We start from the raw sequence: 24,560 nt of genomic DNA on the forward strand, positions 1-24,560 counted from the left end.
GAGCGGCGGCCGACCCTCCCTCTGGTGAAGGGGCGGCCCGTGGCGGCTGTGTCTCGCCGCACGTCGTCCCCCTGGGGGAACGAGGCTGAGCCGGGACACTGCATGGCCTCGCCGAGTGGCGCCAATGATCTCGTTCTGCGTCGTCTACCTGGGGGACGAGGCTCAGCCGGGATGCTGCACGGCTTCGAGGTACGTCACGCTCCAGGAGGACGGCACTCGATTCGTGAATTCCGGAAATATCCGGACAGGCTCACGGGGGAGGGGCTGAGCCGCTGCTCACAAAAGCGTCGATACGTTTCGTGTTCGGATAGCCGTTCCGGACAGCCAGAGACCGCGGCGAATTCGGGATGCGCGAACACATGGAGGCAGGAGCGGCCAATTGAAGGGGGTGGATCTCTGCATGGCGCCCCTGCCCGACAGAAGCGTAATCCGTAACTAGCAGCGGGGTACTGCTTTTCGCTTCTCCGTCTACTCCGTGAACGGGACTGCGGTCGCATTTCCCGCTGATCAGCGCAATGTACGGGAAATCCCGACGTGATGACGTACCACCGAGTGACGGACCAAGGATCTCGGCGTGTGTTCCTGGCCGAACAGAATCGAACGGGGGTGAGAAACTATCCCATTCGCGAGAATTCGCCTGCCGACTTCCGCGTCCGGCGGCCGACGGAGAAGACGCAGAGGCAAAGCGTCCTCAGAGGGAAGGCCGTTCTGTGTGACGTGCTGGCCATCGGTCGACACTCATGCCGGCGCCGCTCCGGAGATCAGGTCAGCCGAATCGTCGAGAAGACACCCGGCACGGGCCCGGCTCAAGGACGAAGCAGCCGCGCCGATCTTCGTGGTGAGCGCGTACAGCACGTTTCGGGTGACACGTCCCGGCCTGACCCAACGCCCTGTCGCGATCGTGTTCCGGGAGGTCGTAGCCTCTGCTCCTCGGTCGCGGTCGGGCCACACAGCTCCGCACGCGTACCTGTATGGCGATGTCGAGAGGCGGTGCGAGTCCCGCCGAATCGGCCCAACGTCCAGCGTACGGGCCGTCGGCGGCTCAAACACCTCGTCAAAACGGATGCTCCGGGCGAGAAGGGGCCACCCGCCCGGAGCATCCCGCCCTAAACGGGCATGCTGTACATCACCCGGAACCGATCTCCCGGGATGACGATGTCGCTCGTCTCCACCGGACGGTCGCCCGCCCAGTGCGTACGTTCGACATGCAAGACGTGCACCCCCGCCGCCAGATCGAGCGCGTCGCTCTCCACGGGGCGAGGAATGCGGGTATGCACGCTTTCGACGATCTCGGTGATCTTTATCCCATGCCCGTACATCCGCGCGACCAGGCTCCGCCGCTCCTCGTCCGAATGAGCGGCGAACTCCCGCAGCTCGTAGGACGTGGCCAGTTGGAGCGGTTTGCCGTCCCCGCGGAAGACGTAGTGCGTTTTGGTCAGCGTGGCCGACTCGGGCAGGCGGAGCCGCCTGGCGATGTCGGGGCCTGCTTCGGCCGGCTCGCTGTGCCAGTCCCAGGTCACGCGCCGGCCCTGGGACTGCAGGTCGGCGGCGAACGGGGCAGGATGATCGAGAAAGCGCCATCGGTAGAGCGGGGTTAGATCGGGGCGTTCCCTGACGTAATGCCCCGAGCCCACTCGGCCGATGATGAGGCCTTCGCCCGCGAGCACACGTAGCGCGTGACGGGCGGCGGTCTCGCCGACCTGGTATTTGCGGGTCAGCTGCGCCCGCGAAGGAATGGGCGCGCCGGGGGGAAGGGTGCCGTCGGTGATCTGTCGCCGGATGTCTTCGACGACGCGCAGGTAGACCGGATCTGAGGTGGCCACTAGTGCATCCCTGGGGGTTCGTGTGAGGCGTTGCCCCATGTTGCCGTATTCGGCAGGTAACCGACCGTCATCGATGACCGCTGGAGCCCCAACTTTGCGATGCCGGAAAATTATCCGAGAAACCCTGTAACGCCGATGTAAGGGGTGCCGATTCTCCGATAGAGGTCGTCGATGTGTGTACCCCCGAGCACATATCGGCGACCTCTTCCATGTACGTCTCCGGGCCCGTGTCACCCGGCGAGCGCAAAACTCCTGGTCGACCCTGGTTTTGGGGCTTGGCAAGACGTGCTCGAACGCCGGTTCGGCGGCCTCTCCGCTTCCGCCGGCCCAGAGCTCCGCCGGCTGCTTCGCTCCTCGTCCGCGAAGTCGGTTTGCTGGGACGCGCTGCTCTCTTCAGCCGTGGCCCTCACGCTTCGTGAACGCAGGGCGCTCTTGTCCGCGCCTCTTGAGCTCCGTCTGGCGGTACGTCCCCTGCCTTCTTGGACGGAACGCCGAGCGAGGGAGTACAAGTGGTCCTCAGGTACCGCCGTTGAGTGGCCGTACGTGAAAGGCGGCCTTTCTCCTAAGTTGCGACCTCGAAGGCGTTCCCAGCCTCCGTGCGAGGCTCGCCCCGTCGCACAGGGTTTGACGGGGTTACGTGCGCCCCAACGCGCCCGGAAGGTGCATCATGATCGATATCGGCAGGCTGCTCCCGTCTGACCGGGATGTGTGGGAAGGCTTGTTCCGTTCGTACATCGACTTCTACGAGCGGGTCGAGCCAGATGAGGTGTACGACCGTGCCTGGAGTGCGTTCCAAGCCGATGCCACGCTGCACGCGCTCGGGGCGAGGATCGACGGGCGGTTGGTCGGCATCACACACTTCCTCACCCATGGAAACACCTCGGCGCCCGGTACGGACGTCTGCTACCTGCAAGACCTGTTCACGGCTCCAGATGTCCGTGGTAAGGGGGTGGGCCGCGCACTGATCGAAGCCGTGGCGGATTGGGCTCGGAGCCGCGGCTGCTCGCGGGTGTACTGGAACACGCATGAGTCGAACAGTGCGGCACGGCACTTGTACGACAAGGTCGCCGAGAACCGGGGTTTCATCCGCTACCAGATCGAACTGTCGTCGTAGGTGACGAAAGGGTCGCTGTCGGAGGATGTCGCTCAGGTCCCGAATAGCCGAAGCTGTCGTGGCCCTTCAGGTTGTAGCTCCAGTGCGTTCACTCGGTGACACTTTCGTAGCTGAGCGTCGCGTCGGTTGGGAGATTCGAGGCAGGCACCGCCGTATGCCACATCGGCGGCCGCGACCTGGCGAACTGCTCCTGACTGGAGATCGGAGCATCCTTCGGCCGGGGCGCCCCGGATCTTTCGGGCTGCGCAGGTGAGGTGGGTCATGGTGTCCGGTTCTAGGGTGCGATCGGTCCTGGACTGCTTGAGGTTCGGTGGCAGTGAGCTCAAGGGCTGCGACGCCTGATGTCTCGTGGGGTGCAACGCCATGGCGTATCGGGTTGTGGTGTCGGTGTTCCAGTCGCGTAGTCGGCTCCGGTCGGCGCGCCGGTTCGTGCCGCCGAGACTCCGGGGGATAGGGCACTTCGGCTGGTGGCGAACAGGTCGTGAGCTGCATCGCCGACGCGACTCGGTCCGCTGCCGGCTCGACGACTCTCACGTGTTGCCTCGTCAGGGCGCCCTGCCCATGAGCAGCGGAGATTGCGTCTCCGGCTGGGATGGCTGACGCGGGCGAATGATCCAGAGGACCTGGTGCTTGAACGCGTACCTCTCCTGACGCGCCCTCGCCTCGAATACGCCGCCGATCCACATCGCCTGCCTCAACGGCGATGGTCGGGGGAGTCGGTTCCATCGCTTACCGTTGAGGTGCTGGGCGGAGACGTCCGGCGAAAGGGGGCAAAAGGCGGCTCCAGGCAGGCAAAGCGGGGTGGCGACGTCCAATGGTTTTCTGAATCCAGGTAGCGTTCGCACTATGGCATCGCCAACTGGAACCACCGACGCGCCCTTCGGCCGTATGCTGACCGCGATGGTCACGCCGTTCACCTCCGACGGCGAGGTCGATTATGTGGCTGTGCGACGTCTTGCCGCTTATCTGGTGGATGAGCAGCGCAACGACGGTTTGATCGTCAACGGGACGACCGGTGAGTCGCCCACCACCTCGGATGAGGAAAAGCAGCGCATCGTCAGCGCCGTCCGCGAGGCGGTAGGTGATCGTGCGACCGTGGTGGCGGGGGCCGGCACCAACGACACGCGCCACAGCGTCGAACTCGCGAAGCAGGCAGCCCGCGCAGGTGCGCACGGTCTGCTGGTGGTGACGCCTTACTACAACAAGCCTCCGCAAGAGGGGCTGTACCGGCATTTCACCGCCGTCGCCGACGCGACCGACCTGCCGGTGATGCTGTACGACATTCCCGGTCGGAGTGGCGTACCGATCAAAACCGAGACTTTGATCCGGTTGGCGCAGCACGACCGTATCGTGGCAGTGAAGGACGCCAAGGGTGACCTCTTCGCCGCGAGCCAGGTGATGACCTCGACCGATCTCGCCTTCTACTCCGGCGACGACCTGCTCAACCTGGCCTGGCTGTCCCTCGGCGCGGCCGGGTTCGTTAGCGTTGTCGGGCATGTGGTGGGCGCGGAACTGGCGCGCATGATCCACCTGCACAAGAACGGTGACGTCGAGCAGGCGATGGCCATACACGGCCAGGTGGCGCCCGTGGTGGACGGGATCATGCTGCGCGCCGGCGGCGCGATCATGGCAAAGGCGGCACTGGGCATGGTGGGGGTGCCGGCCGGTCCGGTACGACTGCCGCTCGTGGACGCGACAGAGAAGCAAATCGCCGAGCTGCGTGCTTGCCTGGTAGCCGGCGGGGTGAAGTTGACAGACGCATAGGAACGGGGAGGAACCGGGAGTTTTGAGAACAAGATCTGACCGTGGGGGCCAGGCATGAGCCATCCGCATCCTGAGCTTGGCCCCCCGCCGATGCTGCCCGAAGGCGGCTTGCGCATCGTTGCGCTCGGTGGGTTGGGGGAAATCGGCAGAAACATGGCCGTCTTTGAATATGACGGTCGCCTGCTGGTCGTTGACTGCGGGGTGCTGTTCCCCGAGCCCGACCAGCCGGGTGTCGATCTGATCCTGCCCGACTTCGAGTACATCAGGGACCGGCTCGACGACGTCGAAGCCGTGGTGCTGACGCACGCCCACGAGGACCATATCGGGGCGGTGCCGTACCTCCTGCGCGAGCGACGCAATATCCCGCTCATCGGCTCCAGACTCACGCTTGCCCTGATCGAGGCCAAGCTGACCGAACACAGGATCCAGCCGACCAAGGTCGAGGTCGTCGAGGGCGAGCGGCACACGTTCGGGCCGTTCGACTGCGAGTTCCTCGCGGTCAACCATTCGATCCCCGACGCGCTGGCCGTCGCCATCAGGACCCCCGCAGGCATCGTCCTGCACACCGGCGACTTCCGCATGGACCAGTTGCCCAGCGACGGCCGCCTCACCGACCTCGGCGGTTTCGCCAGGCTCGGTACCGAGGGCGTCGACCTGCTGATGTCCGACTCCACCAACGCCGAGGTGCCGGGATTCGTCACCAGCGAACGGGAGATCGGGCCGGTCATCGACGAGGTGATCCGGACATCCGAGCAGCGGGTCATCGTGGCCAGCTTCGCCTCGCACGTTCACCGCATCCAGCAGGTGATGGACGCGGCCGCCAAGCACCGCCGCAAGGTGGCCCTGGTCGGCCGGTCGATGGTGCGCAACATGGGCGTGGCCCGCGACCTCGGGTACCTCAAGGTGCCGCCGGAGCTGATCGTCGACTCGCGCGACATCGAGGAGTGGCCGCCCAAGGACGTGGTGCTCATCTGCACCGGATCCCAGGGCGAGCCGATGGCAGCGCTGTCTCGGATGGCCAACCGCGACCATCCGATCCGGATCGCCGAAGGCGACACCGTGCTGCTGGCGTCCTCGCTGGTGCCGGGGAACGAGACGGCCGTCAACAAGGTCATCAACGGGCTGACCCGATGGGGCGCCCGGGTGGTGCACAAGGGCAACGCCAAGGTGCACGTCTCCGGCCACGCGGCCGCGGGCGAGCTCCTGTACGTGCTCAACCTGACGCGTCCTTCGAACTTCATGCCGGTGCACGGTGAGTGGCGCCACCTGCGCGCCCACGCCAAGCTGGCCGCTCTCACCGGCGTGCCCGACGACCACATCGTCATCGCCGAGGACGGCGTCGTGGTCGACCTGGTCGACGGCCGCGCCAAGATCGTTGGCGCGGTTCACGCCGGATACGTCTACGTGGACGGCTCGTCGGTGGGTGAGATCACCGACACATCGCTGAAGGACCGCCGGATCCTCGGTGACGAGGGGTTCATCTCCGTCGTCGTGGTCGTGGACTCCAACACGGGCAAGCTCACCGCCGGCCCGGAGATCCACGCGCGAGGATCGGGCATCGATCCGCTGCAGTTCGACGAGTTCATTCCGCAGATACAAAGGGCCCTCGAGGAGAAGGCCGCGGATGGCGTGGTCGACATGCAGGAGATCCGCCGGGTCGTACGTCGAACGGTGGGACGCTGGGTCAGCGACACCTATCGCCGCAGGCCCATGATCATCCCCGTGGTGCTCGAAGTCTGAGTTTGGTGAGGGTACGGCAGGTGTCACTGCCTGCCGTACCCGCGGACGTACGCGTACGAGGTCGTCCTCCGGCTGCGGCGTACCACTCGCAGTCGTGAGCAGCTGCGCTGCGGCGGCTGGCTCGCACTGTGGCAGCGCGCCGCACGCTGAGCCCACCGGAGCTAGAGATGCGGCATGATCCGCACGGTGACGTCCCTCGGCCTGGCGTACTTTCCCCGCCTGCTCAGCCTGGTTCGCCCAGGTTGGCGATGTTCGACCAGATGGTTGCCCCACCACTTGGCAGGCACCACTTCTGGATGAAAGCCAGCATGCTTGGCTTCTTGCGTGTAGGGCTCGCCCTGCCATCTGCGCGGCTCGGTGAAGATGGTCGTTCCCCGACAACGTGGCCTTCTTGGATCGGTGGGGTTTTCGGTCCCCAGGGGGCGGTTGATTAGGTAGAGGCCAGAGGTCGTCTCCGACGTGCAGTCGCTTGGAGACGGCGGATTCGTTTCCGACGTGCGATCACTTAGGAGACGGCGGGGTCGTCCTTTGCAGGAGTAATGCTGTGGGCGGGGCCCTGTCCGGTGTTGGTGGGTGTGGCCGTCTCCTGCGGAGGTCTTTCTGCCGCGTAGACGCGTAGGTTGCCTGTTGGGTGCGACGTTGGCGAGTTGCTGTGTGGGTTGTCTGCTGGGAGCGACGTTGTCGGGTGTGGCGTGGATTGTCTGCTGAGTGTCGACGACGCGTGAATACTGACCCCCAGGCGAGCGTCGTCAGAGGGTCAGGATTCGGCCGTCGTTGACACTGAGGGGGCGACGCTGCCGGAGCGGTGCGGCTGTCTACAACGGAAGCGATCCTGTCGGGGCCGATGGACATGGTCGTCTTCCGCGAGAGCAACGACTTCTTCGCCGAGGGCGCTGTTCCTTCGAGCGGCGGATCAACGATTTGCTGCGCATCACCGGCCTGGGCGGATATGGCCGAGTGAGGAGGACCGGACCTTGTGCGGGACGCCATCCTCCACTCTCCGAGATGTCACCCTCCGCTCTTCCGGGACGTCATCGGCCACTTTCCCGAGATGTCATGCTCTGCTCTTCCGGGACGTCATCGGCCGCTCTGCGGGACGTCGGTCACCTTCTTCGTAACCGCATGCCCTTGCTCGAACATCGGCTGATGGGCGGCAAATGGTTGAAGGCGGATCCCATGTAGGAGCGCTGATGCGCCATCCCAGCGGAGAGGTCAGGTCTCAGGCCGGTGGCGATGTCGAGGAAATCGGAACGGGGCCAGATCCCGGGAAGGTTCATGGTCAGGCGTCCCTTCGGCGGACCAGCCATGTGGCGGCGATCAAGGGAAGGGTCGCGTACGCGACCATGACCATGGCGGCAGCGGCAGGGGACAGGAGAGAGCCGTACACCGAGGTGGTGATGGTGTCTCCGGTGATCTCTCGGGGCAACGCGCCGATCATCAGTGATCCGAGGCGTTCACTCCACGGCTCAGGGATCTTGCCGATGATCATAGGGATCACGTAGACGAGCCCCACGATGACGGCTATCGCGCCCGCGGCGGAGCGGATCAGGGCTCCGAATGCCGTCCCGAGTAGTGCGAAAACCGGCACCGTGAGACTGAGCGCGAGCAGAAGCGGCAGACGGTCCTGGAAGGGAGTGGTGTACGCGCCCGCGAAACGGTCGCCCAGCACCTCCCGGGACAGAAAGTAGGTGCCGAAGACCGTCAGCGCTCCGACGATCAGGCCCAGCGCGCCGACGATGAGGGACTTGGCGGCGAGGACCGGCCATCGCCCCGGAACGAGGGTCAGGCTGGTTCTGATCAAGCCGGTCGTGTACTCGGAGGTGATGGTGAGTGCGCCCAGAATCCCCATGCAGAGCTGGGGAACCATGACGAGCACCTCCTCCAGGTCGGCGATCCTGGCGCGCGACCGTTGGGCGAGAGACGCCGTGTCGTACATGCCGGCGGCCATCACGGCGAGTGCGAGGCCCATGAGAATGGCGCTGAGTGCGAGCCCCAACACTAGATAAGTCGAGCGCAGCGAGCGGACCTTCAGCCACTCGGAAGTGAGGACACTCATGCGCTCCTCCGTCGGCGGTCGTGCCAGTTCTTCGCGTTGTCGTTGGTGTTCTTGGGCCTGTTGGAGTTAGATCTGCCGCTGCCGCTGCCGCTGCCGCTGCCGCTGCCGCTGCCGCTGCCGCTGCCGCTGCCGCTGCCGCTGCCGCTGCCGCTGCCGGTTCGGGTTCCGGAACTATCGTTGGTGCTGTCGTCGGTGCCGTTGTTGTGGGTGTTTGTGCTGCTGCCGATGGCGTCCAGGCCCTCTGGCGAGAGCGGTTGGGCGTCGGCGCTCGTTCGGGGTGTGAAAGGGCGTGCGGCGGCTTTCGTACTCGAGGCCGTGTCGTTGGTCGAGCTGGCGCTATGCATATCCGTTGAGCGGCTGAGAAGCGCGCGTCCGAGTTGCGTACAGGCAGCGAGGACGATTGTTCTGGTCAGGTGAGAGGTGATGGTCGGTGCGGAGGGACTGACGAGGCGGGGGAACGACGGCCAATAGCGGTCGCGGCCGTGTTCGGTGACAGAAGTGCGGGTGGTCATGCGTCTTTCCGCTTGAGTGCGTAATAGCCGATGGTGAGGGTGATGAGCGGATAGGCGAAGAGCACGGCCAGTGCGGCCCAAGGCGGTAGGTAACCGTCGCCGAGACGGGACGACATGCGCTCGCTTGCTATCTGCGGAACGAGATTCGGTAGGAGGAGTGCGGCGATACGCGTGTTCCACGGAGGTGGTAGGTAGTTGATCACGCCGGGCAGCACGAACAGCAAGGAGACGACCGACACGAGCGCTCCCGCTGTCGATCGCATGGCGGCGCCCAGGCCGAGCCCTACGAGCGCCAGTGCGGTCACCGACAGACCAGAGGCGAGGAGCATGGGCAGGTCGTTGGTGAAGGCGGACTCGTTGAAGCCGAGGTGGCGTTCGCCGGCGATGAGGCGGCTCGTCACGTAGGTCAGCAGGAGAACCGACATGGCGGTCGCCAACGTGGCCAGCGCGACGATGCCGGCCTTGGCCAGGAACAAGGTGCTGCGTCGGGGGACGGTGACGAGACTGGTGCGGATCATGCCGGTGGCGTGCTCGGAGGTGATCGTGAGCACGCCGAGCACCGCGAGGCTCATCTGGACGAGCGGCAGAAAGCCCTCCTCCGGAGCCGCAGCACGGAGCATGCCCCTTTCGTCGGCGAGGGCGCCCACGTAGACGGTCCAGGCGATGCCGAGGACCACCATCGCGGCGGCGGCGCCGATCGTGTGGAAGGTCGAGGCCACCGAGCGGAGCTTGACCCATTCGGAGGAGAGGACCGCCTTCATCGGGCCGCTCCGAATTGAACGCTGTCGGAGGTCAAGGCCATGTAGGCGTCTTCGAGCGAAGGGTAGCGCGCCGTCAGCTCGGCGACCGTGGCCTCGATGATGAGCTTGCCGCGGCCGACGATGACGATGCGCTCCGCGGTGAGCGCCATTTCGCTCATGAGATGGCTGGAGAGCAGGATCGTCCTGCCCTCGGCGGCCAGCGAGCGCATCAGGTCGCGGATCCAGCGCACCCCGTCGGGATCGAGGCCGTTGACCGGTTCGTCGAACATCAATATCCCTGGGTCTCCGAGTAACGCGACCGCGATGCCGAGGCGCTGCTTCATTCCCAGGGAGAACCCGCCGACCCGTTTGCGGGCCACGCCCGCGAGCCCGACCTGCTCCAGCACCTCCACCACCCGCTTCGGGCCGATGTCGTTGGTGCGCGCCAGGCACAGCAGATGGTTGTAGGCGCTGCGCCCGCCATGGACGGCGCCGGCGTCGAGGAGGGCGCCGACCTCGCGCATCGGCTTGCGGAGAGAGGTGTAGCCGCGTCCGTTGACCAGGGCCTGGCCGGAGGTCGGTGCGTCCAGCCCGAGGATCAGACGCATCGTGGTCGATTTTCCCGCGCCGTTGGGACCGAGGAACCCGGTCACATGGCCGGGCTCGACGGTGAAGGACAGATCGTCCACGGCGAGGGTGCCGCCGTAGCGCTTGGTGAGGTGTTGGAGTTCGATCACGCCGTAAAGGATGCGGGACGGCGGGCCGCCGGCGCGTCGGACCACGGTTCGAACTTCAAGGTCAACCCCTGGGTTGACGTGCGCGCACCGCTTCACCGGCTACGTTTCAACGCGTGGACGACACGCACCCCTTCTTCGCCCGACGCAGGAGCCGTCGCGAGCTGATCGTGCTCGACGCGGTGGCGGCGCTGTGCTTCGCGTTCGTTGCTCTGACGGTGACGGTTCATGCCACGGCGATACCCCCGTGGATGCGGATCGCCCTTCCTCTCGGCCTGGGGCTGCCACTGGCCCTGCGCAGACTGTGGCCGCTGACGGTCTTCTGCCTCACGCTCGCTCTCGCGGTCTTCGCCGCGCTCGCCGACGCCATGAGTTTCGCGTACCTGGCGCCGGCGTATGCTCTCTACGTCGTCGCCCTGTCCGACAGACGTGGGACGGTGGTTCCGACGACGGCCATCGGGGTGATCAGCCTGGTCACGGTGCTGGGCTTGGTGATGGCCGGCGCGCCGCGCGACCAGGCACCCGACTGGCTGTTGCACCTCGACCAGCCGCTTCTCGGTATCGGCGCCCTCGGGGCGGCGTGGACCGTCGGCCGGGCCGTGCAGGAGCGCAGGTCCTTCGCCACCCGCGATGCGGAGCGGCTGGCGGCGCAGGCGGTGACAGAGGAACGGTTAAGGATCGCGCGTGAGCTGCACGACGTGGTCACGCACAGCGTGGGGCTGATCGCGGTCAAGGCGGGGGTCGCCAACCATGTCATGGCGACCAAACCGGAGGAGGCGCACGACGCGCTGCGTGTGATCGAGACGGCCAGCAGGAGCGCGCTGGTCGAGATGCGTCACCTGCTCGGCGTGCTGAGATCGACGGAGGTGCCCGAGCGGGTGCCCGCGCCTGGTCCGGCAGGCATTCGGGGGTTGGTGGGGCAGGCTCGGCTGGCCGGAGTCGAGGTTGATCTCGAGCTCGGCCCGTCGGAGGGCGATGACGTGCATGAGCGAGCAGCGGAGTGGGAGCGGTTGCCCGACGGTGTGGGGCTGTCGGTCTACCGCATCGTGCAGGAGGCCCTCACCAACGTCGTCAAGCACGCCGCGCCCACGCGTTGCCGTGTGTCGGTGGTCGCGGATGGCGAGGATGTCCGGATCGAGGTTGTGGATGACGGCCCGGGGAGGCGTGACTTGCCGTCTGACGGTGCTGGCCACGGTCTGATCGGGATGCGGGAGCGGGTCACGCTGTACGGTGGCGCGTTCGAGGCCGGAAACGTAGCCGGACGGGGATTTCGGGTGTTCGCGAGACTGCCCTACCGGGAGGTCGCATGATTCGCGTAGTCGTGGCTGATGATCAGGCACTGCTCAGAGGCAGTTTCAGGGTGCTGGTCGACTCTGAGCCTGATCTGGAGGTCGTGGGAGAGGCGGCGACGGGAAGCGAGGCCGTCGCCCTCGCGATGAACGCGCGTCCGGACGTGGTCCTCATGGACGTACGCATGCCGGAGATGGATGGGATCGAGGCCACCCGTCGAATTAGAGATGTCTGCCGGGTGCTGGTAGTGACGATGTTCGACCTGGACTCTTATGTTTATGATGCACTGCGGGCGGGCGCGAGCGGATTTTTGTTGAAGGATACGCCGCCGGTGGATCTGCTTGCTGCTATCCGGGTGGTGGCGAGTGGAGAGGCGTTGCTGGCTCCGAAGGTGACAAGGCGGCTGATCGAGGAGTTCACGCGTACTCCCGCGGTGCCTCGGGTCAAGGGCCTGGACGGGGTCACCGAGCGAGAGCGTGAAGTGCTGACCCTGATCGCGCGGGGGCTGTCGAACAATGAGATCGCTGCGCATCTGCAGGTGAGCCTGGCTACGGTGAAGACGCACATCACTCGGCTGCTGGCCAAGGTGGAGGCCCGAGATCGGGCACAACTCGTCATCGCAGCCTACGAAAGCGGTTTGGTCTCGACCGCAGGGTGATCGAGAACAAGGACGCTCTTCCGCCGAATATCACGTCTATGGGGATGGCCCTGAGCATTTGTGATTTCTTGGGTTCATTCAGCTTTTGACAGCCAGTCCAGATGGGCGCCGCCGAACGGGCCTTTTCGCTCACCTACGGCGTCGAGCAGCCAGCGTGCAGTTCGTTCAGCCTGTGTGATCAGATCGGTTGGGTAGTTCAGCAAGAGCTGATGTTCGGCGAATTCGTCTTCGTCGTCGAGGATCAGCCGGCCGTCTCGCAGACGGATCACGTCCAGGTCCAGGTCGAGCATGGTGACTTCGTCGTCCCTCCACTCGGGGACGGTGGTGACGTCGACGTAGACCTCGGACCTGTGGGGCGGGGTGTTGAAGGAGGCCGTCCACCAGGCGTCTCGGGGGAACAGCATGATCGCGGTTGTCTCCCAGGTGACAGGTGGTCCGTCGCCCTTGCGAGCGACCGTTCCGCCTGGGACTGTCGCCCAGATGCCGTACTCATCCTCGCCGAGCACACGACCGGGGTGGTTCCAGTGCAATGCGCCGCCGTACTTTCGATAGACGATTCGCACAATAGTCATAGGGAGTGTTTTATCCGGGCTGCATAAGGCTCACACGAGGCGCTCTCTGCGAGATCAGGTTGGGTGCCGCGCTTGAGGAGCCCTCTCCGAGCTGCATGTCACGATCGCCGATCTCCACGTCAGAAGGTGTGCTCCCTACAAGCTGCGCTCCCTGAGTCGGCCGTTCCTTGCGTCGGCCGCTTCCTACAAGTGGCGCTCCTTGTGCCGGCCGTTCCTTGCGTGGGCCGCTCCGTGTGCCGCTCCGTGTGCCGGTCGCTCCCTGCACGGGCTGCCCCCTGGCAGGTGCTGTTCCGCCGAGTGGAAGATGAACGATGGCGGTGCCGGCCACTTGAGCGACGGATGCCGTCAGCGGGATCTCCTGCGGCCGTCCGCCTGGTGACCGACTACGGGCGTGGGCCCTGGCAGCCGGCCGGGGTCTTCTGATGGCTGCGCGGGCGTGGCTCGTGGTGGCTGGAACTGGCCCTCGTCCCCAGCGAGTGTGTCCTGTCATAGGTGTCACGGTTGCGGGCGCGACAACTCGTCGCGAGAGGTTGGTCGGCGCAGACACCCAGATGTTCCGGGTGGGGGTGGGGAGGGATGATCCGGCGCGTGGTGGGGTGGTGGCTTGTTCGTAAGAGTTGGTGCAGTTACTCGTGAGTTTGGTCGCAGTTGGCGGGCTAGACCGTGATGTTCGTTCGCGGGAAACACCGCGTCGTGGGGGCCGGTGGGTTCAGGGATTCGGGGTTTGTGGTGGTTGGGACAGGAATTCGGTTCTTAGGCGGTCGAAGGCTCGGGGGGTGGGGAGTTGGGCGAGGGACTGTTTGATGGTCCAGGCGCAGTCGCGGGGGCTGTTCGTGGTGGTGTCGCATTCGATGTCGTAGGTGCCGTAGGAGTGGACCTGCCGGAGTTGAGTGGCTGCTTGTCCGGGTTGCCGGTCGCCGCGTGCCCTTTCCCGGCGGGTCAGTTCCTGTTCCGAGCAGTGGACGCCGATGAAGACGACGTCCAGGCCGTTGAGGACGGTGAGGCAGTCCAGCAGGCGCCACTGCTCGCTGAGGACGTAATCGACCACGAGGTCGTTGCCTGCCTGGGCCATGCCCGCGACTGCGCGGTGGAAGCCGGCGCGGGTCCGGGCCAGTGTGGCGGCCAGTTCGTCAGGGGCCAGCTCCAGAGTGCGCCGGCGGGCGCGCATCGCGTTGATGGCATCGACGGGCATGTGGAAGAAGGGGCGATCCAGGACGAGCAGGAGTTGCTCGGCGATGCTCGATTTGCCTGAGCTGGACGTCCCGTTGAGGAGGAGGACCTGCCCGGTCCGGGGTGTCGTGAAGCTCATGGACTTCATTCTGGCCTGGGCTTGAAGGGGTACTCGCGTCCCCAGCCTCGTCTCCGGCTTCGACTTTGTCTCCGTCTCCGGCTTGGTTTCCGGTTTCGGCTTCGTGTCTGGCTTGGGCTTCGTCTTCGTGCCCGGCTTCGTGTCTGGCTTGGGCTTCGTCTTCGTGCCCGGCTTCGGCTGATGTTTGAGCCAAGGCGAATGAGGGGGCGGATGTCGCTGGGGGTGGGCCGGTTGCCGTGAGCGACGGTGCGGTGCTGGTGGCAGCGGTTGGGGTGTTCACTGCCGGACCTGTTAGGTGTGGAGGTGCAGGGCTTGGGTGAGGGTGGTCAGGCGTTGGGGGGAGGCCAGACCTGCGTGGTAGAGGTGGAACTCTGAGGCTCCTGCTTTGGCGTACGTTCTGAGGTGGTCGAGCAGGACGTTCGGGTCGGCGGGGCGGGGTGGGAGGGCCAGGACGTAGGCGCCCACTCGCTGGCCTGGTGTGGTGAGTTCCTTCAGGCGGGCCAGGCGGATGGCGTCTGTGGCCGGGTCGCCCCAGCAATTGGCCACCAGGACGTCGGCGTTCGGTTCGCCTGCGGGGAGGGGGGCGAAGGCGCCGGTGGCCCAGGGGTCTGGATTGGCGTGCAGGGTTATGGGGGTGTTCGGGGCGACGGTGCGGGTGAGGGCCACCAGGCGTTGGCGGAGAGTGGTGGAGAGGCCGACGCGGATGGCGCGTACTTCGTCGGTCAGGCTGCCGAGGGCCGACTCGATGGTGTTCGGGGTGGATGAAGTGGTGGTGGTGCTCTCTCCAGCTGTGGTGTTTGTGGCGGTGGTTTCTGTGGCGGGGTTCTCTGGGGTGGTGCGGTCTATGGCGGCGCGTACGGCTGCTGCGGTTGCTTCGGGGTAGCGGGGGGCGCAATTGGTGCAGAAGCAGAGTGACAGGAGGTCTACGTCTGCTGGGGTCCAGTCTGCGCCGGACGTCTTCTCGTGGACGCTCTGGTGGCCGAAACCCATCGGGCCGCAGGCCTCCAGGATCAGGCCGTCGGGCTCGCCTACCTCGAGGATTTCCCGGACCATCCGTTCGCAGTACTCGATGACGTCCTCGTGGGCCGGGCACAGGGCATAGGGGTACGGGTCGCCGAAGGCGTTGCGTACGACCAGGTCGGGGTTGGCCGTGCCGAGGTGTGAGTTGTGGGTGAGGACGGTCCAGGCGTGAACTTGGAGACCGGCGGCCTTCAAGGCGTCTCTTGCCTGGAGGTAGGCGTCGGCGGGGGTCCACGTCGGGACGGCGGGGACGAGGCGGGCCCAGGACGAGCGGCGGATCGGGAGGTAGAAGGCGGGGCGCGGTACGTCGAGCACCCGGTGGGCGGGGTGGTACGGCGTGGCTGCCCTCGTCGAGTGATAGCTGGCTGCCAGGGCGACCGCTTGTACGCCGAGGTCCGCCAGGCGGCCTGGAGCCGACGGGTCCCCGACCACGTCCCATGGGTAGAGGTAGGCGAGGTTCATCAGGCATCTCCTTGCCGCCGTTGATCGGCGGGTCTTCTTTGGCGGTGGTCTTGGGTGTGGATGGCCGTCAGCTCAGTCTTGCTGCAAGCCGTCGGGGTGGTCGGCAGCCTGGGCTGGATGTGGTGAATGTGGCTGGTCCACAGGTGGTGGTGGTTACCAGCGGGGTCTTCCTGCGGTGAAGGTGGGGGTGAAGCGTTGCATGTATGAGGTGTCGTTGCGGGCGACGATGCCGCACTTCTCGTACTGCTCGTTCATCACCGCCAGCGCGTCTCGGTCGAGGTCTACGCCCAGGCCTGGGGCGGTGGGGACGGGGACGGCGCCGTTCGTGAACTCGAGTGCGCCGGGCTGGATCACGTCCTGGCCGTTCTGCCAGGGGGTGTGGGTGTCGCTGGCGAAGGTGAGGTTCGGCGTGGCGGCGGCCAGATGGGTCATGGCGGCCAGGCTGATGCCGAGGTGGGAGTTGGAGTGCATGGACATGGCCAGGCCGAAGGCGTCGCACATGGCGGCGATGTGCGAGGAGCGGACGAGTCCGCCCCAATAGTGGTGGTCCAGGAGGAGGACGCCGATGGCGCGGGCGGCCATCGCGGGTGGGAAGTGTTCGGGGGTGACCACGCACATGTTGGTAGCCAGGGGCATCGGGACTTTGGCGGCTACTTCGGACATGCCGGGGATGCCGGGCGTGGGGTCCTCCAGGTATTGGAGGACGCCGTCGAGTTCGCGGCCGACGCGGATCGAGGTCTCCACCGTCCAGGCGGCGTTCGGGTCGAGGCGGAGCGGTAGGCCGGGGAACGCCTCATGCAGGGCGCGGATCGCGGCGATCTCCTCGTCGGGAGGGTAGACGCCGCCCTTGAGCTTGATGGACTCGAAGCCGTACTCGTCGATGAGCAGCCCCGCCTGCTCGACGATGCCGGCCGGGTCCAGTGCGGCGCCGAACCTGTCGGGCTCGTCGTCCGGGTGGCCGGCCCACTTGTAGAAGAGATACGCGCTGTACGGCACGGCGTCCCTGACCCTGCCCCCGAGCAGGTCCGAGACCGGTACGCCGGCGGCTTTGCCGCGAATGTCCAGGCAGGCGACGTCGAAGGGGGAGAAGACTCGGTCGACGGTCCTCTCCTTGGGGTTGGTGGTGAGAGGCCCGGGTGTGGTGGCACCGGTCGCGGTTACCTTAGTGACAGGTCTGGGTGCGGGAGCGCCGGTCGCGGTTGCCTCGGTGACAGGTCCGGGTGTGGGGGCGCCGGTCTCGGTTGTCTTGGTGCGGGTCCCGGTTGGAGTGGTGCTGGTCTCGGTTGATTCGAGGCGGGTTCCGGTCGGGGTGGTGGCGGTCTCGGTTGTGGTGGTGCGGGTCCCGGTCGGAGTGGTGCCGGTCCCGGTTGCCTCGGTGCGGGTACCGGTTGGGTTGGTGGCAGTTCTGGTCGCGCTGGGGCCGGTGCCTGGTGCGCCGAGGAGTGCGGAGATGCGGGCGTACATGGTGTTCGTGGCGTGGACGTCGAGGCCGATCAGGGCCTGCGCGCATTCGCGTACTTTGCGGAGATGGTCGAGGTCTCCGTAGGTCTCGCCCAACCCGGTCAGACCTTGATCGGTGACGACCTCGACAATGGTACGGAGGGCCCACGGCTCGTGGACTCCGGCGGCGTTGAGAAGAGGCGGATCCCGGAAAGCGACGGGGGTGACATGGATCTGCCTAATGATCATTTCGTACGCCGTCCATATATGTGAACAATAGCCAGATTTGTGGACAAGTTGCCGCAACTGTAAGAATTAGGCTGAAGAAGTGTCAAGACTCCGAAGGGCCATTCGATGATCTACGGACACGACCCCAGGACCGGCGAGACCGTGGGCGCCGCGCTGCCCGAGACCGACAGCGCCGGGGTCGACTTGATCGTCTCTGCCGCGGCGGCGGCCGGCGCGGCCTGGCGCGCGACTCCGGCGGCCGAGCGGGCCGTCGCGCTGGAGGCCGTCGCCGACGCGCTCACCGCCCACGTGGACGAACTGTGGCAGCTCGCCGACCAGGAGACCGCGCTCGGCGAGGTACGGCTGCGCGGCGAGGTGGCGCGGACGGCGGGGCAGTTCAGGCTCTTCGCCGAGGTGATCAGGGATGGCGGCTACCTGGAGGCCATCATCGATCACGCCGACTCATCGCTCGCGCCGCCCAGGCCGGACGTGCGGCGGATGAAGAACGCGCTGCAGGGCGTCGTGGCCGTGTTCGCGGCCAGCAACTTCCCGTTCGCGTTCTCGGTGGCGGGCGGCGACACCGCCTCCGCGCTGGCCGCCGGCTGCCCCGTCGTCGTCAAGGCGCATCCCGGGCACCCCAACACCTCCGAGCGGGTGGCCAAGATCGTCGGTGCGGCGCTGCCGAACCCGGACCTGCTGGGGCTGGTCCAGGGCATGCAGGCCGGCGCCGACCTCGTCCAGCATCCCAGTGTGGTCGCGGCCGGGTTCACCGGGTCGGTGGCCGGGGGCAAGGCCATCCAGAAGCTGATCGACGAGCGCGAGACGCCGATCCCGTTCTTCGGCGAGCTCGGCAGCGTCAACCCGGTGGTCGTGCTTCCTTCCGCGCCCGTCAAGGAGGTGGCCACGGGGTTCGCCGGGTCGCTGACGCTGGGGGTGGGGCAGTTCTGCACGAATCCCGGGCTGCTGTTCGTGCCCGAGAACGACGAGCTGCGCCAGGCGATCGTCGAGGCCGTCGAGGGGACCAGCGGCGGGCCGATGCTGGCCGAGCGGATCAGGGACGGCTACCTCGGCGGCGTCGAACGCCTGGGTGAGCTGCGGCTGCTGGCTGAGGGCAAGCCGGGGGAGGGCAGCCTGGCCGTCACGCCCAAGGTCTTCACGGCCGATCTCGACACGTTCGCCGGCAAGCTGCCGAACATCGGCGAGGAGTGCTTCGGGCCGGCGTCGATCGTGGTGACGTACCGGGACGTCTCCGACCTCCCGGCGGTGCTGGAGCGGCTCGAAGGGTCGCTGACCGCGACCGTGCACGGCACCGAGGCCGAGGAGGCCGCGGAGGTCGCCGGCGTGCTGGGCCGCAAGGCCGGGCGGCTCATCTGGAACGGCTGGCCGACCGGGGTCGCCGTGTGCTGGGCCATGCATCACGGTGGGCCCTGGCCGGCCGCGACGACCACGTCCACGTCCGTGGGGGCCACGGCGATCGAGCGGTGGCTCGCGCCCACCGCCTACCAGGACTGGCCGGAGGCGCTGCTGCCGGACGAGCTCAAGGAGGCCAACCCGCTGTCCATCCCGCGCAGGGTGGATGGACGCATGCAGGGTTAGGAGTACCCCTCGTCTGGAGCGAGTCCAGGCTGAGTCGTCCCTGCGCGGCGGGTGGCGGCAGGCCTCGCGACCTCTGGCGACAGGGCCCGTGATTTGTGGCGACGGGTCTGTGGCGAGCGGTCCGTGATCCGTGGTGACGGGGGCTGCGACTGGTGACGATGGGCCACGGGGCCTGCGCCTCGTGGCTTGGTGGCGGGGGCCCGTGGTCCGTGGTGGTAGGTCGAGTGGCCTGTGGTGATGGGTCCCGTGATTCGTGATGGCGGGGGCCTGTGATCCGTGGTGGTAGGTCGAGTGGGCTGTGGTGACGGGTCCCGCGATCCGTGGTGGCGGGGCCCGAGATCCGGTGACGGCAGGCCGAGTGCCCAGCGGTGATGAGTCGCGTAACCGGTAGGCCGAGGGCCCCATGGTGACGGGTCCCGTGACCGGTAGGCCGTGGTGACGGGCCTGCGACCCTGCCCCCCCGTGGTCATGAACCCCCGTCCCCCACGGTCGGTGCCGTCGTCTGATTGGGCGGAACGAGGGGTGACCAGCGCAGTACGACCCCGGCTCAGCCGCCCACGAGCCCCATTCCAGCGTCGATGAGCCGTTCCAGGACACGCAGATGCTCGGGAGCCGGGTCCGTCAACGGCGCCCGTACCCCGCCCACCTCCAGCCCCCGCATCCGCACCCCCGCCTTGACCAGCGACACCGCGTACCCGGGGACGAGATCGCGCAACTCCACCAGCGGCAGGTAGAAGTCGGTGAGCAGCCGCCGCGCCATGACCTCGTCGCCCACGGTCACGGCCTTGTGGAAGGCGACGGCGATCTCGGGGGCGAAAGCGAAGACGGCGCTGGAGTAGAGGTTGACGCCGATCCCCCGGTAGGCGGGCACGGTCAGCTCGGCCGTCGGCAGGCCGTTGAAGAAGGTGAAGTCCTCGCCGCCGCTGGCGCGGACGGTCAGGATGATGCGTTGCAGCAGGTCGAAGTCGCCCAGGCCGTCCTTGAAGCCGATCACGTGCGGGTGGCGGGCCAGTTCGGCCACGGCGGCGGGGGTGAAGCGGGCGTTGCCGCGCTGGTAGATGACGCACGGCAGGCCGCCGGCCTCGGCCACGTCGCGGACGTAACGGGTCAGGCCGGCGGCAGGGCCGGTGACCAGGTACGGGGGCATGAGCAGCAGGCCGTCGGCGCCCTGGGCGGCGGCCGCGCGGGCGAGGGCGCGGGCGGAGGGGAGGGGGCCGCCGGCGCCGGCGAACACGGGTGCGCGGCCGGCGGTGGCGGTGACCGCGGTGGCCACGACGCGGGTGTACTCGTCGAGGTCGAGGGCGTTGAACTCGCCGGTGCCGCACGCCGTGAACACGCCGCCGGCCCCGGCCGCGACCCCGTCGGACACGTGCCGGGCGAGGACGGGTTCGGCGAGGCGGCCGTCGGGGCCGAACGGGGTGACCGGGAAGAACAGAACGCCGTCGAGCCGCATAGAACATCTCCTGTCTAGCGGATGCCCTCCCTGCGGAGAGTGGCAGCCAGCTTCCGGGTGTGTTTGATCACCGCTTCGATGATCTGCTCGACGTCGGTGGGCGGGAGCCCGGCGGGCATCGAGCAGCTGATCGCGTCCGTGGCCGGGATGCGGTAGTCGACGGCCACGGCCACGCAGGCCACGCCGGGCGTGCCCTGCTCGCGTTCGTAGGACCAGCCGCGGGTGCGGACCTGGTCGAGTTCGCCGGTGAGCTTGGTCAGATCGGTGATCGTGTGGTCGGTCAGCCCGGTCAGCGGCTCGGGCAGCAGCGCCTCGACCTCGTCATCGGTGAGCTGGGCGAGCAGCACCTGGCCGAGCGCGGTGACGTGGGCGGGCAGCCGCCGGCCGACGCGGGGGATGATGTGGTCGGCCTCGCGGGAGTCGCGGGTGGCGAGGTAGAGCACGTGGGCTCCGTCGCGGCGGGCGAAGTGCACGGTATGCCCGATCTCGTCGCGCAGGTCCTCCAGGCTCTCCTGGGCGAACGGGAGCGCGGGGTCCTTGTCGAGGTAGGCGGTGCCGGTCAGCAGCGCGTGGGGCCCGATCCCGAACGCCGACCTGGCCGCGTCGGTCTCGACCCAGTTGAGCTCGACCAGGGTGCGCATGAGGGCGTGCAGGCTGCTGCGCGGGAATCCGGTCCGCTGCTGGAGCTCCGACAGCGTCAGGTGGTCGTGTGAATCTGCGAGAGTTTCCAGGATGCGGACGGTCCGCTCGGCGGACTTGACCAGCTGGGGCTCCATGCTCATCCCATCTCGTATCCATCGGCGGGCTCGGGCATCCAGGATATGGGATGCCGTCCAGATACATGGACAGTCAGCCCTTGACCGCGCCGCTCGTCAGCCCGCGCATGAACTGCCGCTGGAACGCCAGGAACGCGATGATCGACGGCAGCAGCGCCAGCAGCGAGGCCGCCAGCAGCACGCCGATCCCGACCTCCTCGTCGGAGCGCAGCGAGCGCAGCGCGACGGGCAGCGTCCACATCTCCGACTGTGGCGCGACGATCAGGGGGAGCAGGTACTGGTCCCAGATCATCGTGAAGCCGAAGACGCCGATCACGCCGAGCGCGGGGCGGCACAGCGGCAGGATGATCGTGGCGAAGATGCGCAGCTCTCCCGCGCCGTCGATGCGCGCCGCCTCCTCCAGTTCGACCGGCACCTCCTTCATGAACTCGGTCATGACGAGGATGGAGAACCCCCAGGCCCCGACGGGCAGGATCATGCCGGCGTACGTGCCGATGAGGTTGACGTGCAGCAGCGGCATGTCGGCCAGGACGAGGGAGAGGGGGATCGCGATGATCTCCTCGGGGAGCATCATCGTGGCGAGCATGAGCAGCATCACGAACGTCATGCCGCGGAACTTCTTGCGGGCCAGCGAGTACGCCGCGAAGACGCTCACCAGCACCTGCAGCAGCAGCCCGAAGCCCACGACGATGAAGGAGTTGAGCAGGTACAGGTAGACGTTCTTGTCCTGGGCCTTGATGAAGTTCTCCAGGGTGAACTCGTCCGGCCACAGGGAGAAGGAGGTGGGGTCCAGGGTCTTGTTGAAGGCGCTCATGAGCAGCCCGATCAGCGGCCCGGTGAAAACGACCACCATAGCCCCATAAATCAGGACCTTCCCGGTGGTGGCCAACGGGCCACGCCGCGACTCCAGGCCCAGCGCGCTGTCGAACCTCATGCCGCCTGCCTCCTGCGCAACATCTGCACGATCACGGTGAGCGCCAGCGTGGCCAGGAACAGCACGATCCCGCCCGCCGAGGCGACCCCCAGCTCGTTCTTCTGGAACCCGAGCTTGTAGATCAAGGTCATCAGCACTTCGGACGAGCCGTTCGGACCGCCGTTCGTCAGGACGTAGACCTCGACGAAGACCCGCAGGCCGCGGATGGCCGCCAGCGTGAACAGGATCCAGAACACCGGCCGCAGCGCGGGCAGCGTGATGTGCCGCAGCCGCCGCCAGGTGGAGGCGCCGTCCACGGCCGCGGCCTCGTACAGGCTGCGGTTCACGCCGACCAGACCGGCCAGGAAGATCATCATGTCGTACGGGGTGCCGCGCCAGATGCTCATCAGCATGATCGACATCAGCGAGGAGTCCTCGCTGGCCAGCCACGGCTGCGGATCGACGCCTGCCCAGCCGATCACGATGTTGAGCATCCCGCTGTCGGCCGGGTGGAACATGATCCGCCACACCTCGGCCACGGCCGCCATCGTGGTCACGACCGGCAGGAAGGCCGCGGTCCTGACGAACCACAGGTACCGCGCCGGCCCCTCGATGAGCAGCGCCAGCCCGAGGCCCAGCACGAGCGAGCCGAGCGTGGTGCCGAAGGCCAGCACGACGCTGTGCCAGATCGCCGCGCCGAACTCGTCGTCGGTGATGATCGTCTGGTAGTTCTGAAACCCGACCCACTCGTCACCGAGGAACGTCTGGACCTTGAACAGGCTCTTCCACAGGCCCACGAACATCGGGATGAACTTGAAGTACAGGAAGAGCAGCAGCGCGGGCGCCAGGAACAGCCAGGCGATCAGCGGTCCCCGCCACCGCGCCGATTTCGGCGGGTGGCCGGGAGCCGCCGTCCGGCCGGACGCCGGGGCGAGTGTGGAGGTCATGACGCTTTCTGGCTCTGCAGTTCCTGGGTGAGTTTCGTGTTGAGCTCATCCATCGCCGTCTTGACGTTGGCGGAGCAGTCGGCCCAGACCGCGTTGATGGTGTCGGCGGAGGTCTGGCGGATCGGCGCCCAGTTGGGCACCGGCGGCGCGTAGACGGCGTTCGCGTACGACTCCTGGAACACCTTCCAGCGCGGGTCCTGCCGCTCGGCGGCCATGTCGACCGTGGTGTTGACCGGCAGGCGGACGATGGCGCCGTTGGCGTCCTTGTTCATGCCGATCTTCTGGCCCTCGGGCGAGATGGCGAACTCGGCGAACTTCTTCTGGTTGTCCGGGTTCGGGGACCCGGCCATCATGTAGACGTTCTCGCCCTCGCCGAGCGTGCCGGGACCGCCGGACGGGCCCTTGGGCACCGGCAGGACCTCGATCTTGTCGGTGCCGATGCTGTTGACGAACCTGGCCAGCACGTAGGGACCGACCAGGTAGATGCCGCCCTGGCCCTTCTCGAACACCTCGTGCGTGACGGTGGTGTCGTTGCTGACGGCGCCCGGGTTGACGGTCTTGGTCTTGCAGAACTGGTCCTGGAGGAACTGCACGGCCTCCACGGTCTTGGGATCGTTCACCGTGGCGGCGTACTTGCCCCCGCCGGTGGCCTTGATGAAGTCGCCGCCGTTGGCGTAGATGAGCGAGGAGGCGTACCAGGAGGCGTAGCCGCGCTTGGTGCCCGCGGGGGCCACGAAGCCGGCGGTGTCCTTCTGGCCGTTGCCGTCGGGGTCCTTCTCGGTGAACGCGACGGCCAGCTTGGCCAGGTCCTCCCAGGTCGCGGGAGGCTCCATGTCCACCTTCTCGCGCCAGTCCTTGCGTACGATCAGCGCGAACGACTGGGCCGAGAACGGGGCCGCGTAGAACTTGCCGTCGGCCCCGGTGGCGGCCGTCCAGGCGGTCTCCGCGAGCTGGTCGCCACCCTTGAGCGCGGCCTTGTCGACCGGCTGCAGCCACCCCTGCGACACCATGTTGCCGAGCTGGGCGGTGTCGTTGATGACGATGTCGGGCAGGTCCTTCTGCGCCGCCTGCTGGTTCAGTTTGGTCTCGAAGTCGTCGAAAAGGGCGACGACTTTCGTCTTCACGCCACTGGCCTTGGTAAAGGCGTCGGCCAGCTTCACGGCGGTCTTGGCGGACTCGGAATCGGGCGGCTGCCTGATCCAGATCTCCAAAGCGTTGTCGGAACTAGATGATGATGAGCCCCCGGAACCGCAGGCTGTCACTCCTAAGGCCAGAGCCGCGGTCATCGCGGCTCCCAGCAGACGATGTGACATCAGACCGCCTCCTGTTCACATATGTGGACATGAGTCGTGGACTTGGATGTGTGCCTGTGAACGTAACTAGTGGCACGGCTCACGGTCAATATTCAAGGAT

At 66.9% G+C, this 24,560-nt stretch carries 19 protein-coding genes and 1 pseudogene; 6 read left to right on the forward strand and 14 right to left on the reverse strand.

Annotated features, from left to right (window positions below):
• Positions 1 to 1,106 precede the first annotated feature (1,106 nt).
• The gene (locus B0I32_RS04560; protein ID WP_106235216.1) at positions 1,107 to 1,823 is read right to left on the reverse strand and encodes a GntR family transcriptional regulator; all 717 of its coding nucleotides are present in this window, start codon (positions 1,821 to 1,823) and stop codon (positions 1,107 to 1,109) included.
• Between the two features lie 667 nt (positions 1,824 to 2,490).
• Here B0I32_RS04560 and B0I32_RS04565 point away from each other — a divergent pair.
• The 3 genes from B0I32_RS04565 to B0I32_RS04575 all read left to right on the forward strand — a co-directional run bounded on the left by B0I32_RS04565 (position 2,491) and on the right by B0I32_RS04575 (position 6,441).
• Positions 2,491 to 2,937 (forward strand): GNAT family N-acetyltransferase, encoded by a 447-nt coding sequence (locus tag B0I32_RS04565; protein WP_106235218.1) that lies wholly within the window; start codon positions 2,491 to 2,493, stop codon positions 2,935 to 2,937.
• Positions 2,938 to 3,783: 846 nt separating this feature from the next.
• On the forward strand, positions 3,784 to 4,701 hold the full coding sequence (dapA, locus tag B0I32_RS04570) for a 4-hydroxy-tetrahydrodipicolinate synthase (protein WP_106235220.1): 918 nt from the start codon (positions 3,784 to 3,786) through the stop codon (positions 4,699 to 4,701).
• 54 nt (positions 4,702 to 4,755) lie between these two features.
• Complete coding sequence (locus B0I32_RS04575) at positions 4,756 to 6,441, forward strand: ribonuclease J (RefSeq protein WP_106235221.1); 1,686 nt, start codon at positions 4,756 to 4,758, stop codon at positions 6,439 to 6,441.
• A gap of 1,279 nt (positions 6,442 to 7,720) precedes the next feature.
• Here B0I32_RS04575 and B0I32_RS04580 read toward each other — a convergent pair.
• From B0I32_RS04580 to B0I32_RS04595, 4 genes and pseudogenes are all read right to left on the reverse strand, one after another.
• Positions 7,721 to 8,389, reverse strand: a complete 669-nt coding sequence (locus B0I32_RS04580) for an ABC-2 transporter permease (RefSeq protein ID WP_181307003.1) — start codon at positions 8,387 to 8,389, stop codon at positions 7,721 to 7,723.
• 104 nt (positions 8,390 to 8,493) lie between these two features.
• Entirely contained in the window at positions 8,494 to 9,009 is a 516-nt protein-coding gene (locus B0I32_RS57440; RefSeq protein ID WP_181307005.1) for a hypothetical protein, read from the reverse strand.
• On the reverse strand, positions 9,006 to 9,770 hold the full coding sequence (locus B0I32_RS04590; protein WP_106235224.1) for an ABC transporter permease: 765 nt from the start codon (positions 9,768 to 9,770) through the stop codon (positions 9,006 to 9,008). Before B0I32_RS04590 ends, B0I32_RS57440 begins: the two co-directional genes overlap by 4 nt.
• 62 nt (positions 9,771 to 9,832) lie before the next feature.
• A pseudogene (locus B0I32_RS04595) lies at positions 9,833 to 10,486 on the reverse strand (ABC transporter ATP-binding protein); the annotation flags it as partial.
• Between the two features lie 113 nt (positions 10,487 to 10,599).
• On the opposite strand from B0I32_RS04595, the gene B0I32_RS04600 reads away from it, so the two are divergent.
• Positions 10,600 to 11,793, forward strand: a complete 1,194-nt coding sequence (locus B0I32_RS04600; protein ID WP_106235226.1) for a sensor histidine kinase — start codon at positions 10,600 to 10,602, stop codon at positions 11,791 to 11,793.
• Positions 11,790 to 12,431, forward strand: coding sequence for a response regulator (locus tag B0I32_RS04605; RefSeq protein WP_106235228.1), 642 nt, complete (start codon positions 11,790 to 11,792; stop codon positions 12,429 to 12,431). The genes B0I32_RS04600 and B0I32_RS04605 overlap by 4 nt, the downstream gene beginning before the upstream one ends.
• Before the next feature lie 74 nt (positions 12,432 to 12,505).
• Here the strand turns inward: B0I32_RS04605 and B0I32_RS04610 are convergent, their stop codons facing one another.
• The 4 genes from B0I32_RS04610 to B0I32_RS04625 all read right to left on the reverse strand — a co-directional run bounded on the left by B0I32_RS04610 (position 12,506) and on the right by B0I32_RS04625 (position 17,351).
• Entirely contained in the window at positions 12,506 to 13,003 is a 498-nt protein-coding gene (locus tag B0I32_RS04610; protein ID WP_106235229.1) for a DUF402 domain-containing protein, read from the reverse strand.
• Between the two features lie 709 nt (positions 13,004 to 13,712).
• Positions 13,713 to 14,312 carry a chloramphenicol phosphotransferase CPT family protein gene (locus tag B0I32_RS04615; RefSeq protein ID WP_106235231.1) on the reverse strand — a complete coding sequence of 200 codons (600 nt, stop codon included), beginning with the start codon at positions 14,310 to 14,312 and terminating at the stop codon, positions 13,713 to 13,715.
• A 291-nt stretch (positions 14,313 to 14,603) separates the two neighbouring features.
• A complete protein-coding gene (locus B0I32_RS04620; protein WP_106235233.1) occupies positions 14,604 to 15,794 on the reverse strand; it encodes a hypothetical protein in 1,191 nt (396 codons plus the stop codon).
• 153 nt (positions 15,795 to 15,947) lie between these two features.
• Positions 15,948 to 17,351: an enolase C-terminal domain-like protein gene (locus B0I32_RS04625; RefSeq protein ID WP_245955580.1), complete on the reverse strand. Its 1,404-nt coding sequence runs from the start codon at positions 17,349 to 17,351 to the stop codon at positions 15,948 to 15,950.
• A 237-nt stretch (positions 17,352 to 17,588) separates the two neighbouring features.
• Here B0I32_RS04625 and B0I32_RS04640 point away from each other — a divergent pair, with 237 nt between their 5' ends.
• Positions 17,589 to 19,058 (forward strand): aldehyde dehydrogenase (NADP(+)), encoded by a 1,470-nt coding sequence (locus B0I32_RS04640; RefSeq protein WP_106235235.1) that lies wholly within the window; start codon positions 17,589 to 17,591, stop codon positions 19,056 to 19,058.
• 547 nt (positions 19,059 to 19,605) lie between these two features.
• Here B0I32_RS04640 and B0I32_RS04645 read toward each other — a convergent pair.
• From B0I32_RS04645 to B0I32_RS04665, 5 genes are all read right to left on the reverse strand, one after another.
• Complete coding sequence (locus tag B0I32_RS04645) at positions 19,606 to 20,511, reverse strand: 5-dehydro-4-deoxyglucarate dehydratase (protein WP_106235237.1); 906 nt, start codon at positions 20,509 to 20,511, stop codon at positions 19,606 to 19,608.
• 14 nt (positions 20,512 to 20,525) lie between these two features.
• Entirely contained in the window at positions 20,526 to 21,293 is a 768-nt protein-coding gene (locus B0I32_RS04650; RefSeq protein WP_245955582.1) for an IclR family transcriptional regulator, read from the reverse strand.
• A gap of 67 nt (positions 21,294 to 21,360) precedes the next feature.
• Complete coding sequence (locus B0I32_RS04655; RefSeq protein WP_106235241.1) at positions 21,361 to 22,221, reverse strand: carbohydrate ABC transporter permease; 861 nt, start codon at positions 22,219 to 22,221, stop codon at positions 21,361 to 21,363.
• Positions 22,218 to 23,147: a carbohydrate ABC transporter permease gene (locus B0I32_RS04660; RefSeq protein WP_245955584.1), complete on the reverse strand. Its 930-nt coding sequence runs from the start codon at positions 23,145 to 23,147 to the stop codon at positions 22,218 to 22,220. Before B0I32_RS04660 ends, B0I32_RS04655 begins: the two co-directional genes overlap by 4 nt.
• Entirely contained in the window at positions 23,144 to 24,358 is a 1,215-nt protein-coding gene (locus B0I32_RS04665) for an ABC transporter substrate-binding protein (protein WP_245955585.1), read from the reverse strand. The genes B0I32_RS04660 and B0I32_RS04665 overlap by 4 nt, the downstream gene beginning before the upstream one ends.
• Positions 24,359 to 24,560 lie beyond the last annotated feature (202 nt).

It is taken from the genome of Nonomuraea fuscirosea, from assembly GCF_003001935.1.
Lineage (GTDB): Bacteria > Actinomycetota > Actinomycetes > Streptosporangiales > Streptosporangiaceae > Nonomuraea > Nonomuraea fuscirosea.